Below are 14,090 nucleotides of genomic sequence, written 5' to 3'. Positions count from 1 at the left end.
ACAGCAGCGCTCTCACGGCCTAGAGGTTGACTCAGGGAACTCATGCGGCATCCTCGGCCGCGTCCGGGCGTCAACGATGTCGCGACTCACCGGTCAACGATCGCTACCGCCCTTTTCCCTGAGCCGCGACATCGTTGACAGACGGTGTCGCGGCTCAGTGCATTCGTGGGTGCAGATGCCCGCGGGCAACGGCAGCGAGCAGGCGCCCTGCCGTAGATTGACCGTCCATGGAACCGGCCCCGCACCCGACCTCGCCGCCCTCGGAGCAGTCGCCTCGACGGCGCGGTCTCTCCGTGCTGCTGACGTTGCTGGCCTGGGCGCTGCTGCTCGTCCTGTACGCGCTGGGTCTCGCGATCGCTCCGGACGAGAATCCCGACGGGCGCTGCGAGGGGATCGGTTTCGGGTGTGCCCTCACCCCGCGGGACACGGTGGTCTTCGTGGGGCTGCTGCTGGGCGCGCCGACCCTGGGCGGACTGCTGCTGCTCGGCGGAGGGCTGAGCGTCCTGCTGCTGCGGCGCACCCCCTGGCCGGGCGTGCTCATCGGGTCCCTCGGGGCGCTCGTCGGCGCGGGCGTGGTCTTCGCGATCACGGTCGCGCTGCTCGCCGGGAGCTAGCGGATCCGGAGGAGCTGGCACGGCGGCGGCCGGTTCCTCCGGCCGCGTGATCAATCGCTCCGGTGGTCGGATCAGCCGGAACCCCTCCCGGTGACCGATGCTGGAGTCATGACTTCCTCCTCACCCGAGACCACGTCCCGGCGTGGCCCCGCGACCACGGACCCCAGCGACCCCAGTGGAGGTCCCGCCCGCGCCCATCACCCCGTGGTGACGGCTCTCGCGCTCTCGGCCGGCACGGCCGCTCTGGTCGGCGCCGAATTCATCCCGGCGGGCGTCCTCCCCGGCATGGCCGTGGACCTCTCCGTGACCGAGGGCCGCGCCGGGCTCACCGTGGCGGCGACGGCCCTGGCCGGAGCGCTGACCGCGCCGACCATCGCCTCGATCCTGCCGCGCACCGACCGGCGCACCGTGCTGCTGTCCCTGCTGGGCCTGGCGATCCTCTCCAACCTCGTGGTGGCCCTCGCCCCGTCGCTCGCGGTGGTGCTCATCGCCCGCGTCCTGCTGGGGGCGGCGATCGCGGGGTTCTGGTCCTTCGCCCTGTCCGTGGGCGTCCAGGTGACCGGTCGCGCCGCCCTGGTCTCGACCACGGTGGCCCTCGGCACGAGCACCGCGACCATCATCGGCATCCCGGTCGCCTCGGTGCTCGGTGACATCATCGGCTGGCGTGCGGTGTTCCTCGTGATGAGCGCCCTCACGCTGGTGGCGGCCGCCGTGCTGTGGCGGCTGCTGCCGGCCGTGCCCGCACAGCCCGGTGCGGGCCTGGCCATGATGCGGGAGGCGCTCGGCAACCGCCGCCTGGTGGTGGGCGTCGCGGTGATCGCGGTCGCCGCCTTCGCCAACTTCACCGCCTACCCCTACATCCGGGTCGCGATCGAGGCGGTCGATGCCTCGGCGGTCGCCGCGCTGCTGCTGATCTGGGGTCTCGGCGGAGTGCTCGGCAACCTCGCCGGCGGATACCTCTCGCGCTGGATGCGCTGGGCCGCCACGGCGGGCCCGGCGATCCTCGCCGTCGCGCTGTTCGGGATGGCCACGACGGAGCAGACGGGTGTGCTGGTCGTCGTCGTGATCGCCTGGGGCCTGGGCTTCAACATGGTGCCGGTGACCACGCAGCTGTGGGTCTCCGCGGTCGAGCCCCGCCGCGTCGAATCAGCGATCTCGCTGCAGGTCACCGCGTTCCAGGTGGCGATCATGGCCGGGTCCGCCGTGGGCGGGGTGCTGGTGGATCACCAGGGCCCGGCAGCGGCCATGGCGCTCGGAGCCGTCGTCTCCGCCGTCGCTGCGATCGGGTTCGCCTCGATCAAGGTGCGCCCGCGGGAGGTCTGACGCCAGCGGCCCGGAGTGGTCCCGGTGTGGGCGCGGAAGGCGCGGACGAAGGCCTCCGCCGATCCGTATCCGGCGTCGTGGGCGATGGCAGAGATCGGTGCGTCGGAGCCGGCGAGCTCGCTCATCGCCCATCCCATGCGCAGCCGGCGCAGGTACTGCATGGGGGAGTGGCCGGTGGCGCGGCGGAACCGGTCCACCAGCGCCGTCGTGCCGACGTGGGCCGAGGCCGCCAGGTCCGTGAGCGTCCACGAGCGGCACGGCGCGGCCGCCATCCGGGCGACGACGCGAGCGACGACAGGGTCCGCCTCCCGCTCCCGACCCCGACTCTGACCGGCATCGATGCTCGCCTCGCTGAGCATGGCGGCGCCGATCAGCTCGCCGTAGGCGCGGGCGACGTCGGGGCGTTCGACGGTGGTGGATCCGTCCAGCGGGCACTGGGCCAGCAGCCCGAGCACGCCGGCCTGTCGCCGGTCGAAGCCCGGCACGATCAGCGGGTCCCGCGGCGGCTCGGGGCCGAGGTGACGGAGGTCGGCCAGTTGGAGGGTGGAGGGCTCCAGGGTCGTGGCCGGGTGCAGCTGGGCGTGGTGGAGGTAGGCGGCGTCCCCGGCCTCGAGGCGCCGCGCCTCGTACCCGGCGCCGAGGGACACGGCGCCGGAGCGCACGTGCAGCCAGAGGGAGGAGCGGCGCGGGGCGACGGGGGAACGGGCGGGCAGCTCCACCGTCGTGGAGAGGGCGATGCGCCAGGTGCTCGGGACTGCGCTCATGTCAGGGCCAACCGTCCGCCGGTCCCGGGCATTCCCGCGAGCCACCGTCGCGTCGACTCAGAGGTCCTCGTCGAGGTTCTTCTCCAGCAGGTCGGCGAGGGCGGTGAGCGAGTCCTCGGCCCCGTCGCCGTCGGCGCGCAGCGTCACCTCGTCGCCATGGTCGGCGCCGATGGTCAGGAGCATCAGGATGCTCGAGGCGGGCACCGCCTTCCCACCGGGCTTCTCGATCGTCACGGCTGCGGGCTGTTCGCTGGCCGCCTGGGAGAAGATCGCCGCCGGGCGGGCATGGAGCCCGCTCGTGCTCGCGATCCTCACGGTACGTTCTGGCATCTCAAACGCCTTTCTCGACGTGTCGGCCCCCAGCGTAGCCTCGCCCGGGCCGTGCGAACGAGCGCCGGCTCGACGACCGGCGTCCCGGAGAGTTCATCGAGCGTTCACCGGCTGGTCCGATTACCCGAGAGAAACCGGACACGTGCCCAGAAGAGCTTTCCGAAATGCACCGGTTCGGGGTAGCGTGCATCCGGATCCGTCAGGGGTGGCGTGATGCAGGGAGGGGGAGCGCTCAGCGGGTTCAGCGGAATCCGCCGACGACGCCGGGGCTGTCGTAGCCGGACATGCCGGGAGGCATGGCCTGGGCGCTGGTCGGTCCGGACGTGTCGCGGCCGGTGGTCAGCTCGAACCAGGCGATCATGTCCTGGCCGGGAGCGCTGCCTCCGACCGCCTGCCAGACGGTGAAGATGTGCTCGATGACGTCGGCGAGCGGGAGATCCCAGGGGGCGAAGCGGCCGTCGGTGACGAACCCCGCCCGGATCTCCCCGCGCGCGAGCATGCGGGCCAGCAGCGTCGGCCCCCGACGCTCGAACTCCTGGTCGTCGAGGGCTCCCGCGGCCGTCATCACCTCCACCACGTGGCCGGGGTGCAGCCAGGTCCGTCGGCCGAGATCCTGCAGCCGCTGCTCGAGGGCGCCGGGCCGGGACGCCGCGAACGCGGCCAGTGCCTCCGGTGTCGCATGGACCGGCGGCCCGGGCGGGTCCGCGGTGATCACGCCCTTCTCGTCGGCCCGCAGCCGGGCTCCGCGAGGGCCGCGCACCTCCCAGCGGGGCACGGTCGTCAGTCGCTGCGGGCCCGTCGGCGTGGTGAGGGCGAGGGTGAGGTGCCCGTCGGGCAGCATCTCCGCGCCGTTCACGGTGGCCGCCAGAAGCCGCGGGTCCCGGAGGCCGACGGGTGCGTCGTCGAGCTGCTGGATGCGCGAGTGCAGCACCCAGCCGCGGGCCGTGACCGTCCAGGTGCCGCGGGCGGCCACGCGGGTGTGGATGACGGTCTGACCGACGAGGTCATCCAGCAGCGGGTGGCGCTGCGGCTGCTGTCTGCGGGACATTCCCGGCAGGCCGGACATAAATGGAAGCATGCGTTCATCCTCCTCCATGGTCGGCCGAGATCGCGGCTACTATGGAAGAATGCCCAGCTCATGCGGCCGTGCGCCCGACCCTCGCCCCGCGCGGACCAGAGCGGCGATCTTTGCCGCCGCCCGCGATCTCAGTGCGTCCGACGGTGAGGTCACCGTCAACGCCCTCGTGCAGCGGGCGGGTGTCAGTCGGGCCGCGTTCTACAGCCACTTCTCCGGTCTCGACGACCTGATCGGCGCGATGCTCGCCGAGATGTTCGACGAGCAGCAGAAGCTCGAGTCCGATCTGGTGGGGCAGGGCCGCTCCACGCACGAGATGGTCCAGACGACGATCACGTCCCTGGTGGTCTACCTGGTGCGCCACCACGCCTTCCTGCGCGGGGCGCTGGACTGGAAGTTCGCCCACCGCACGTACCTGTACGTGGTGCGGCGTCTGTCCGAGCTGCATGAGGTCGCGCTGCGCAGCCTGCGCGACGAGGTGCCCTCTTACCTCCCCGTGCCCCGCACTGCCCGGTTCTTCGCCGGCGGCACGGCCGACGTGCTGATCCAGTGGCTGGTGGACACCGACGAGGAGGCCGCCGCGGGGGCGGAGCTCGACGCCTCCGAGGTCAGGGAGGCGCTGCTGCGGATCCTGCCCAGCTGGTACACCGGCCTGCAGCCCGAGGACCCGATCCCGCCGGCCGACGTCTCGACCAGCTCGGCAGGCCCGGCCCCGTCGGCCGACGAGAGCTGATCAGCAGTCGCGGACGAGCCGCAGCAGCACCCGCGCCCCGAAGCGCACCGCCTCGATCGGCACGCGCTCGTCGATGCCGTGGAACAGGGGCGCGAAGTCCAGGCCCTTGGGCAGCTGCAGCGGGGCGAAGCCGTAGCCGGTGATGCCGAGCATGCGGAACAGCGCCTTGTTGTCCGTGCCGCCGCTGAGGCAGTAGGGCAGCACCCGGGCGCCGGGATCCTCTGCCTGCACGGACTCGGTCATCGTCGCGACCAGCGGCGCATCGCGCGGGGAGTCCACGGAGTTGCCGATGTGGTCGATGACCACCTCGACGTGTTCGCCGGTGAGCTCGTCGAGCAGCGCCAGCAGCTCGTCTTGGTGCCCGGGCAGGAAGCGGGCGTCGAACGTCGCCTCGGCCGTCTGCGGGATCACGTTGCCCTTGTACCCGGCCTCCAGCATCGTGAGGTTCACGGAGTCGCCGAGGGTGCCGGCGACGAACTGGCGGGCCCCGCCCATCAGCGGCAGGGTCTCGCGGATGGTCTCCTCGTCCCAGCCGATACCGGTGATCTCGGTGACCCCGTCGAACAGGGCGCGCACGGCGGCGATGAACTCGAACGGGAAGACGTGCTCGTCCAGGGCGGTGATCGCCTGGGCCAGGCGCACGATCGCGCTCTCGTGGTTGGGGACGGAGCCGTGGCCGGCGCGGCCGGTGGCGCGCAGGCGACCCCAGATCAGGCCCTTCTCGGCCGTCTGGACGAGGTAGGCGCGCACGTCCTCGCCGGTGTCCTTCTCGGGCAGGGTGATCGAGTAGCCGCCGACCTCGCTGATCGCCTCGCTCATCCCCGCGAACAGCTCCGGGCGGTGCCGGCTCATCCATTCCGAGCCCCACACGCCGCCGTTCTCCTCGTCGGCGAAGAACACGAACAGCAGGTCGCGGGGCGGGCGCTGCCCGGTGCGGGCGAGGTGCCGGGCCAGCGCCAGGATCATGGCGACCATGTCCTTCATGTCCACCGCGCCGCGGCCGTAGATCATGCCGTCGTGGATCTCGGCGCCGAAGGGGTCCACGGACCAGTCCTCGGCGCGGGCGGGGACCACATCGAGGTGGCCGTGGAGGATCAGGCCGCCGCGCTCGCGGTCCTCGCCGTCCACGCGCACGAACACGCTGGGCCGGCCCGGGGCGGATTCGTGGACCTCCGGGTCCAGCCCCACCTCGCGCAGCTTCGCCACGACGTACTCCGCCGCCTCCGTCTCCCCGCGGCCCCAGGTCGCCGGATCGTTGCCCCCGAAGTTGGTGGTGTCGATCCTGATCAGGTCACGGGTGAAGGCCACCGCCTCGTCCTGCAGCAGGGCGAGTTCGTCGGCGGTCGGAACGGCGATGGGCATGCGGGTCCTCCTCGGGGTCGGTCCGGGCCACGGTACTCGCCGCGGCCCGGACGCCCGGTGGGGAGGGGCCGGTCAGGCCTGGGAGCCCTCCAGGTGGGCGCGCAGGAACCACTGGAACTTCTCCAGGCCGCGGGTCTGCTCGATGAGGATGTCCTCGGACATCGGGTCGAGCTCGCCGGCCAGGGTGATCGCCTTGCGGTTCGAGGCGATGATGCCGGTGTAGACCTCGTCGAGGGCCTTGAGGTGCTCCTGGGTGTCGGCCTTGCCGAGGGTGTAGTCCGACCAGCTGCGCTCGCTGACGATGCGGCCGGGCGTGCCGACGGGGGAGGCGCCCAGCTGCGCGATGCGCTCGGCGAGGTCGTCGGTGTAGCCGCGCACCTCGTCGACCTGGGGGTCGAGCATCTCGTGGACGGCGATGAAACGCGGGCCGACGACGTTCCAGTGCGCGTGCTTGAGCGTGAGGTGGAGGTCGTTCATCGCGTGGAGACGGTCCTGCAGGGCCTCCACGAGGCGGACGGAGTCCTCGGTGCCGAGTCCGGGAACGGTGTACGAGAGGTCAGCCATGTCGTCTCCTCAGATGTCGCGTCGTGCTGGTGATGGCAGGCTAGCGACCATCGCCGCCTCCGGCCAGCGACGATCACCGGCGGCGTCCGTACGATGGGGGCAGATCCCCGAGGCAGGAGGTGCGCGCGTGAGACCGATAGCCACGATCCGCGAGCGGACGGCACGGCTCGCCCGGGTCCCCGGCGCCGTGCGCCGGCGCTCCGGTTCCGCTGCGACCAGCGCGAAGATCGTCGCCGACGCGCGGGCGCTGGTCCCGGACATCCCGCGCGACGCCGACGCCGGCCACCTGGTCCGCGCCGCCCGCCGACTCGTCCGACGGGCCGCCCAGGACGAGTTCGCCCGGGAGGGCGTGCGGCAGGTGCGTCTACCGGAAGGTTGGGGACGCACCGAGCTGCGCAGAGCCGATGTCCCCGGCGATGCCAGCTTCCACGCGTTCGTGGAGGAGACGCTCGCGGCGATCGACATCGCCCCCAGCTCGCTGGAGCGGGACGACGCTCTCGAGCTGCGCGATGCGCCCACCTCGTCGGACGGGTACGGGCTCTCCCCGGAGGTCGCCTCCGACCTCGCCTCCTACCTGCTGGCCCTGGCCCGGGAACTGACGGCGGCCGACGAGCAGGAGCCGGAGCCGGAGCCGGAGGACGAGTTCTTCGCCGCCCACGCGACCCGGATCCGCGAGGACGTGCGCGGCGCCCTGATCCGCCAGGTGCGGGTGCCGCTGGAGCTGAAGGTGGCACTGGACCGGCACGAGCGGATCGAGGGCGGCGAGCCGGATCCGGTGCTCGATGCGGAGGATTTCACCTCGCAGGCCGGCGGCCCCGGGGACACCGACGCCACCGAGGAGGAGCGCCGCAGCTTCGCCCAGCGCGCCCAGGCGGCCTACGACTTCGCGCAGTCCGAGGCAGGCCGGGCCGCGTTCAGCATGCTGCGCAGCGGCGCCGAGCGGGCCTACGAGATGTACGGCCAGCGGCCCGCCGGGGGCAAGACCTCCGGCAGCGACAAGTCCAGCGACAAGACCACCGGGACGAAGCGCCCGCCGACGGGCTGAGGAGCCCTACAGCTCCGCCTTCTGCGCCACCTGGCGCTTGATGCGCACCAGCATCCCGGCCATGCCGTTCAGCCGCAGCGGGCTGACCACCTCGGCGAGGCCGAGCTGGCCGGTCACCGCCTCCGGGGTGTCCAGCACTTCGCCGACGGTGCGACCGTCGAGGGCCTCGGCGAGGATCGAGGCGAACCCGCGCGTGGTGGGCGCCTCCGCCGGGGCCGAGAAGAACAGCCGCGTCGTGGCCTCCCGGCCGGTGCCGTCGACCTCGGTGGCCAGGAAGATCGGCGACTGGCACTCCGGGACCGGCTCGAGCAGCTCAGGATGGTCCGCGTAGCGCTCGGGCAGCTCGGGCAGGGACTGGGAGAACTCCAGCAGCAGCTGCAGGCGGTCCTTCCCGCCGAGGGCGTGGAAGTCCTCGGCGATCTCGGCGAACGCCTCCGGCAGCGCGGGTCCGTCCGTCGCGGCGGTCATCGGGAGGGCACCTCGCCGGGTTCGGTGCCGACGGCGATCGGCAGACGCACGGCATTGCCCCATTCGGTCCAGGAGCCGTCGTAGTTGCGCACGTTCTCGAAGCCCAGCAGGTACGTCAGCACGAACCAGGTGTGGGCGGAGCGCTCGCCGATCCGGCAGTAGGCGATCACCGGGGCGGACGTGTCGAAGCCGAGTTCCTCGCGGTAGATCTGCTCGAGCTCCGCGCGGGGCTTGAAGCGGCCGTCCTCCTGGGCGGCGCGGGCCCACGGCACCGACCGGGCCGAGGGGATGTGCCCGCCGCGGACGGTGCCCTCCTGCGGGTAGTCGGGCATGTGGGTGCGCTCGCCGGAGTACTCCTGCGGGGAGCGCACGTCGATCAGCTGACCGCCCAGGAAGCCCAGGACGTCCTCGCGGTAGGCGCGGATGGGGGCGTCCTCGCGCTCGACGACGGGGTAGCCGGAGGTCGGGGTGATGTCCGGGGCGTCGGTGGTCAGCTCGCGGTTCTCGGCCTGCCACGCGTTGCGGCCGCCGTCGAGCAGGCGCACGTCGGGGTGGCCGAACAGCTCGAAGACCCACAGGGCGTAGGCGGCCCACCAGTTGGACTTGTCGCCGTAGATCACCACGGTGGTCTCGCGGGTGATGCCGGAGGCGTCCATCAGCTTCGCGAAGCCCTCGCCGTCGACGTAGTCGCGGGTGACGGGGTCGTTGAGGTCGAGGTGCCAGTCGATCTTCACCGCGCCGGGGATGTGGCCGGTCTCGTACAGCAGCACGTCCTCGTCGGACTCGACGACCGCCAGATCTTCTGTGCCCACGGAGCCCAGATTGTCGGCGAACCACTGCGTGGTCACGAGCTTCTCGGGGTGGGCGAACTCCTGCAGGCCAGGAGTGGGATCAGAAGCAACGCTCATGAGATCACCTTTCGAGGGTGGAAAGTACCCCTCCAGTCTGTCACTGCCCGCGGTGGGATGGGGAGGTCGTCAGCGTGGCGTCGGCGCGGTTGCTTCCCCCACACCGCCCGGGCTCATACGGTGGCCCAATGGAGAACCTGGAGCAGGAACGCATCGTCCCGAAGCTCGACCTGATCATTCTCGACTGCCCCGACGCGATGGAGCTGGCCACCTTCTACTCGAAGCTGCTGACCTGGCGGCTGGAGGAAGGATCCGATCGCGACTGGGCGACCCTCGCCCCGCCGCGCGGCGGCATCACTCCGGAGAACCCCGACGGGGAGGCCACCCTCGCCTTCCAGCGGATCGACGACTACCAGCGGCCCACCTGGCCCGGCGGTGCCCACCCCCAGCAGTTCCACCTCGACCTCTCCGTGCCCGACATCGACGAGGCCGAGCCGCAGGTGCTCGCCGCCGGCGGCACTGTGCACGAGCACCAGCCCTCCGAGAGCGGCAGCTTCCGCGTGTATCTCGACCCGGCCGGGCACCCGTTCTGCTTCATCCGCAGCGCCTGACGGGCCGGCCATGAACGGATCCGCACGATGAGTTCTCGTGCGGTTCACCCTCTCGCCGCTGGTCCGTGACCGGGCACTCCTAGCGTGGGAGCGCTACCACGCACGCTGCACCGAGGAGTCGCCCGTGTCCCCGTCCGCCCGCCACCGCCTCGTGGTCCTCTCGATCGACGCCATGAGCGTGGTCGACGTCCCCTTCGCCCGCACCCTGCCGAACTTCTCCCGGATCCTCGCCGGGGGATGGGGGAGCGCGGAGGCGATCTACCCGACGGTGACCTACCCCAACCACACCGCCCAGACCACTGCGCGCACCGCGGCCGGGCACGGGATCTACGCCAACGAGAAGGTCCAGCCCGGGGTGCGCCGGCCCGACTGGTTCTGGGACGCCCGCGACATCGCCTGCCCCACGATCTTCGACCTCGCCAAGGACGCGGGCCTGACCAGCGCGAGCGTGGGCTGGCCGGTCACCGGCTGGTCCCCGTCGATCGACATCGCCGTGCCGGAGATCTGGGACGTCGCCGGCCTCGAGCAGACGAAGACGCTCGTGCGGGAGGCCGCCAGCGAGCGGGGCCGGGAGTACGTGGATGCCCACGCCGGCGATATCCGCTGGGACTCCAAGCACCGCTTCGGCCGCTTCGTCACCTCCGTGACGGCCGACATCATCCGCACCGAGGCGCCCGACGTGCTGTTCGCCCATATCGTCGACGTCGACGGCGCCCGCCACAGCACCGGGCGCTACACGCCTGAGGTGCGCGAGGCGTTCGAGCGGGTCGACGGCTGGATCGGCGAGATCCTCGATGCGCTGGAGGAGGCCGGCGTGGCCGAGGAGACCAACGTCGCGATCGTCTCCGACCACGGGCACGTCGAGGTGGGGCGCTGCTTCCGCGCCAACCGGGTGCTGGTCGAGGAAGGACTAATCCGCCTCGATGCCGACGGCGAGGTCGCCGAGTGGGACGCCTGGGTGCACGGCTGCGGGCTGACCGGCCAGCTGCACCTGAACCCGACGGCCGACGCCGACACCCGCGAGCGCGTGCTCGCCCTGGTCGAAGACTGGGTCCAGGACCCCGAGATGCCGATCGCACACTTCCACCCGCTGGCCGAGATGGGCGAGGACTACGGCTACTCCGGGCCCTTCGCCGGGGTGCTCGAGGGCACCAGCGGTACCAACTTCCAGAACGTGTGGGAAGGGCGTGCGCTGTACAACCGCTTCGACGAGGACTACGCGTTCCTCATCAGCCAGCACGGCCACCTGCCCGAGCAGGACATCCAGGCCGTGTTCGCCATGGCCGGGCCGGGCATCGCGGAGGGGACCAAGTTCGCCCGCTGCAGCGTGACCGACGAAGCCGCGACGTTCGCGCACCTGCTGGGGCTGGAGTTCCCGGAGGCCGACGGGGTGGTGGTGTCGGGGATTTTGGACGAGTACGTGGGCGTCGTGGCCTGATATGTGTGCCATGATGCGGACATGCTGACCCGCCAGGAGGATCTCGAGCTCCGCAATGCGGCCATGACTTGGCTCGAAGTGCGGACCCAGGACGGATTGAACCCGATCGGGTATGAAGATCTCTTGCAGGACTTCTACTTCCGTGGCGAGCGGCGCGCGCTCAAAGACAGGCAGGCTGGGATCTGCAAGCCGGCCGTGCTCGAGACTGCTTTGTCGATAACCACGACATATCGCGCCGAAGGCAAAGAACGTCCTTATGATGACGCCCCGGGCCCTGACGGACTCCTTCGTTACAAGTGGCACAAGACCGATCCAAACCATGCGCATAACCGGGGGCTGCGTGAGGCGATGGCGCGCGGCTTGCCCCTGATTTGGTTCTGGGGCATTGCGCCTGGACTGTACAAGCCGATCTTCCCGGTGTACTTGGTCGCTGAGGAGCCGGAACTGCACCAGTTTGTCGTGGCGACCGACGGACTCCAGAATTTCGAGTCGAGCGGTCTTGGGGGCGAGGAAGCCTTCCGTGAATACGCAGAGTCGAAGACTAAGCGACGAATCCACCAGCCGGTTTTCCGCGGGCTTGTCATGCAGGCGTATGAGACCCGCTGTGCTATGTGTAATCTGCGGCACAGCGCCCTGTTGGACGCAGCCCATATCGTCCCGGACCGAGATGAGCGGGGCATCGCAGCGGTGAGGAACGGCCTGGCTCTCTGCAAGATTCACCATGCTGCGTATGACGCGGGCATCCTGGCCGTCACCCCGGACCTGAAAATCGAGGTCCGCGAGGATATTTTGGACGAGGTTGATGGCCCCATCTTGGAGCACGGCCTCAAACGTCTTCACGGTGAGGAGCTCCGGAAGGTGCCGAAGCGGCGTTCCGATCGCCCAGACAGGGACCTGCTTGCCGTGCACTACGAGGAGTTCGTAAGAGCTCCTTCAGCAGCCGCGCCGCGAATCGACATCGGCTTCCCGGGACTCACAGCGGGCGATCGAACCGTTCCTCAATGACTCGCAGCACCGGAACGTCTGCTGGGGACCACGTCAGTCCCAGCAAGTCCGGGATCGCGAACCACCCCATGGCATCGTGATCGGTGCTGGTCGCCGGTTCAGGGCCGTCCAGCGAGGCCCAGTAGCACGCCAGATCGATCATTGCATGGCCGACCTGCGTGGTTGCCCGGCCTGCGAGTTCGCCGACGCTGACGGTGATGGCCAGCTCCTCATGGAGTTCTCGACGCAAGGCATCGGTCGGACTCTCTCCAGGAGAGATCTTTCCGCCCGGGAATTCCCAGAGCCCTCCAGCGCTTCGGTCAGGATTTCGCCGAGCTGCGAAGATCTGTTCATCTCGGTGCAGGATCGCGCCGACAACCTCTATTGTCGTGTCCACTCGGGCGGCTCCTTATCCGGGGGTGCTCTTCAACGAAGAGCTACTGTGTGACCGCTAGCATCTCTATGTCAACGTTACGCAACCACTTGCCACTAAAATGCAACAAAGCGCAGAGATGCAGTAGACCGAAAAGAAGGTCCAAGGCGTCCAAACCTCACGCGACGTAAACGTTCTATACTTTCTGGGATTGCGCCCTTGGTCGAGTGCCTGCCACTCGGCGAAATAGACCGAGGCTGGGAGTACCCGCTCGATCCTATTGATCACGGCAAACTTCCCGGTATTAAGCTGGCCGAAGGACCGGATGAGGCTTCGCCAAGCTAGGGCAAGTATTGCCCCAGTAATAGTTAGCACCGCCAGGCCGACCGCCTGGAGATGCGCATTAGGTTGATTTCCAATCAGGAGGCTCATGGCTGTCAGAATCACGCCGTTAATGGTGAGAAAGAATGTGTTGACACCCTGCCTTCGTGCCACTAAGCTCTCCGAGCTATTCACCATGAGCTTATACAACTCGAGGGTGAGCGCAAGATCCGCCTCGGAGGCGGGTCGTCCGTTTGGGAAGAGTGCTTTGTCAATTCTTTGAGAGTCATTGTTCATGACATCATCTCCGCGGCTATGCGAATCGCTTCAGCGTACAGGGTGTCCTCTAGGGCAACGTCCCTGGGCAGCGCAGAGAATGGCACGATGGCCTCGTGTGTCGAATCCTTCTCGATCATCCATGCCGCCCACGCGTTGTGCACGTCTTCCGGCGCCACTGCCACCCCTTTGGCGAGCAGCAGGACGGCGTAAATGCGAAACAGGCCCCGCACGTCGTCATCGGGAAGGTTGGAAGCCGGCACTCTCGCCCGGATCTGCAGCGCGATGTTGTCGAGGTAGTTCAGGTCCATGTCGCCAGCCACTTGGTAATCTGAGCAAAGTCCCAGCGGACAACGTTCCCCGCTGGCAAGCCGCGAGGAACCTGGTATGTGTTCTCGGAGCTAATCTGGATCCCGAAAATATAATGGCCCTGGCGGGAGGTTTCTGCAATCTCCCAGAGGACAGCATCCGACCTATGGGTTGTTGGGCCGATTAGAACGATAGTCCCCTTAGTGAGCCCCATTCGTTCGCGACACTTTGTTTTCCATGAGCTATCCCAAGGGTCTTGAACGGAATAGTCGACAAATTGGATGTCATTCCGCCTGTCTTTTGCGTGCCGAACTAAGAAGTCGCGGGCCCAGCGATCTTCCATCTCGAAACTGATGAACGCTCGTGGAGCCATCTCTTTTCCTCTCAGTGTGGAGGAGCGGCACACCTGTCGAGATGCACAGTTCGCTACTCAGTCACGACACATTATCGCCAATCATGCCAGCGAAGGGCGTGCAGGCGCCCTCGACACACCGCATCCTTGTTGCATCGCACGACTACGAATGTTTTGAGCGCTTGTGGCGGCCGCCCCGAGGCTGGCTGGCAGTGTTGGGGTCGTAGCAGATGCCCGTCGAGACTCTTGAAGTGTCCAACCCCTGCAGAGTGTCGTTGGCGGGTCTGTCCGGCACGTGCC

17 protein-coding genes are annotated in these 14,090 nt (G+C 69.1%); 7 read left to right on the top strand and 10 right to left on the bottom strand.

Annotated elements, in window-relative coordinates; all coding sequences use genetic code 11:
* Nucleotides 1-227: 227 nt before the first annotated feature.
* Nucleotides 228-614 carry a hypothetical protein gene (locus ACFQRD_RS09990; RefSeq protein ID WP_377804085.1) on the top strand — a complete coding sequence of 129 codons (387 nt, stop codon included), beginning with the start codon at nt 228-230 and terminating at the stop codon, nt 612-614.
* Between the two features lie 108 nt (nt 615-722).
* Nucleotides 723-1,937 carry an MFS transporter gene (locus ACFQRD_RS09985; RefSeq protein WP_377804083.1) on the top strand — a complete coding sequence of 405 codons (1,215 nt, stop codon included), beginning with the start codon at nt 723-725 and terminating at the stop codon, nt 1,935-1,937.
* Here ACFQRD_RS09985 and ACFQRD_RS09980 read toward each other — a convergent pair.
* The 3 genes from ACFQRD_RS09980 to ACFQRD_RS09970 form a co-directional block, all read right to left on the bottom strand.
* Nucleotides 1,838-2,701, bottom strand: a complete 864-nt coding sequence (locus ACFQRD_RS09980) for a helix-turn-helix transcriptional regulator (protein WP_377804081.1) — start codon at nt 2,699-2,701, stop codon at nt 1,838-1,840. The genes ACFQRD_RS09985 and ACFQRD_RS09980 overlap by 100 nt on opposite strands.
* A 57-nt stretch (nt 2,702-2,758) precedes the next feature.
* A complete protein-coding gene (locus ACFQRD_RS09975; protein WP_377804079.1) occupies nt 2,759-3,031 on the bottom strand; it encodes an HPr family phosphocarrier protein in 273 nt (90 codons plus the stop codon).
* 241 nt (nt 3,032-3,272) lie between these two features.
* On the bottom strand, nt 3,273-4,109 hold the full coding sequence (locus tag ACFQRD_RS09970; protein WP_377804077.1) for a hypothetical protein: 837 nt from the start codon (nt 4,107-4,109) through the stop codon (nt 3,273-3,275).
* A 49-nt stretch (nt 4,110-4,158) separates the two neighbouring features.
* Here ACFQRD_RS09970 and ACFQRD_RS09965 point away from each other — a divergent pair, with 49 nt between their 5' ends.
* On the top strand, nt 4,159-4,839 hold the full coding sequence (locus tag ACFQRD_RS09965) for a TetR/AcrR family transcriptional regulator (RefSeq protein ID WP_377804075.1): 681 nt from the start codon (nt 4,159-4,161) through the stop codon (nt 4,837-4,839).
* Here ACFQRD_RS09965 and ACFQRD_RS09960 read toward each other — a convergent pair whose 3' ends face one another.
* Entirely contained in the window at nt 4,840-6,201 is a 1,362-nt protein-coding gene (locus ACFQRD_RS09960; RefSeq protein ID WP_377804073.1) for a M20/M25/M40 family metallo-hydrolase, read from the bottom strand. It lies immediately after the preceding gene.
* Nucleotides 6,202-6,273: 72 nt separating this feature from the next.
* Nucleotides 6,274-6,765 carry a DNA starvation/stationary phase protection protein Dps gene (gene dps, locus ACFQRD_RS09955; RefSeq protein WP_377804071.1) on the bottom strand — a complete coding sequence of 164 codons (492 nt, stop codon included), beginning with the start codon at nt 6,763-6,765 and terminating at the stop codon, nt 6,274-6,276.
* A gap of 127 nt (nt 6,766-6,892) precedes the next feature.
* Between dps and ACFQRD_RS09950 the strand changes: the two genes are divergently transcribed.
* Nucleotides 6,893-7,810 (top strand): hypothetical protein, encoded by a 918-nt coding sequence (locus tag ACFQRD_RS09950; RefSeq protein WP_377804069.1) that lies wholly within the window; start codon nt 6,893-6,895, stop codon nt 7,808-7,810.
* Nucleotides 7,811-7,816: 6 nt separating this feature from the next.
* On the opposite strand, the gene ACFQRD_RS09945 is transcribed toward ACFQRD_RS09950, so the two are convergent.
* The gene (locus tag ACFQRD_RS09945) at nt 7,817-8,278 is read right to left on the bottom strand and encodes a SufE family protein (protein ID WP_377804067.1); all 462 of its coding nucleotides are present in this window, start codon (nt 8,276-8,278) and stop codon (nt 7,817-7,819) included.
* Nucleotides 8,275-9,186, bottom strand: a complete 912-nt coding sequence (locus ACFQRD_RS09940; protein WP_377804065.1) for a sulfurtransferase — start codon at nt 9,184-9,186, stop codon at nt 8,275-8,277. The genes ACFQRD_RS09945 and ACFQRD_RS09940 overlap by 4 nt, the downstream gene beginning before the upstream one ends.
* Nucleotides 9,187-9,314: 128 nt before the next feature.
* On the opposite strand from ACFQRD_RS09940, the gene ACFQRD_RS09935 reads away from it, so the two are divergent.
* From ACFQRD_RS09935 to ACFQRD_RS09925, 3 genes are all read left to right on the top strand, one after another.
* The gene (locus ACFQRD_RS09935; RefSeq protein WP_377804063.1) at nt 9,315-9,737 is read left to right on the top strand and encodes a VOC family protein; all 423 of its coding nucleotides are present in this window, start codon (nt 9,315-9,317) and stop codon (nt 9,735-9,737) included.
* Nucleotides 9,738-9,861: 124 nt separating this feature from the next.
* Nucleotides 9,862-11,175 carry an alkaline phosphatase family protein gene (locus ACFQRD_RS09930; protein ID WP_377804061.1) on the top strand — a complete coding sequence of 438 codons (1,314 nt, stop codon included), beginning with the start codon at nt 9,862-9,864 and terminating at the stop codon, nt 11,173-11,175.
* A gap of 21 nt (nt 11,176-11,196) precedes the next feature.
* Nucleotides 11,197-12,180, top strand: coding sequence for an HNH endonuclease (locus ACFQRD_RS09925; RefSeq protein WP_377804059.1), 984 nt, complete (start codon nt 11,197-11,199; stop codon nt 12,178-12,180).
* On the opposite strand, the gene ACFQRD_RS09920 is transcribed toward ACFQRD_RS09925, so the two are convergent.
* From ACFQRD_RS09920 to ACFQRD_RS09910, 3 genes are all read right to left on the bottom strand, one after another.
* A complete protein-coding gene (locus ACFQRD_RS09920; protein WP_377804057.1) occupies nt 12,149-12,556 on the bottom strand; it encodes a (deoxy)nucleoside triphosphate pyrophosphohydrolase in 408 nt (135 codons plus the stop codon). The genes ACFQRD_RS09925 and ACFQRD_RS09920 overlap by 32 nt on opposite strands.
* A 590-nt stretch (nt 12,557-13,146) precedes the next feature.
* Nucleotides 13,147-13,440: a hypothetical protein gene (locus ACFQRD_RS09915; protein ID WP_377792331.1), complete on the bottom strand. Its 294-nt coding sequence runs from the start codon at nt 13,438-13,440 to the stop codon at nt 13,147-13,149.
* Nucleotides 13,431-13,811 (bottom strand): TIR domain-containing protein, encoded by a 381-nt coding sequence (locus ACFQRD_RS09910; protein ID WP_377792330.1) that lies wholly within the window; start codon nt 13,809-13,811, stop codon nt 13,431-13,433. Before ACFQRD_RS09910 ends, ACFQRD_RS09915 begins: the two co-directional genes overlap by 10 nt.
* Nucleotides 13,812-14,090: the final 279 nt, after the last annotated feature.

Source organism: Brachybacterium sp. GCM10030268 (genome assembly GCF_042666305.1).
In the GTDB taxonomy this organism is placed as follows: Bacteria; Actinomycetota; Actinomycetes; order Actinomycetales; family Dermabacteraceae; genus Brachybacterium.
This window is presented reverse-complemented; position numbering and strand designations above follow the sequence as displayed.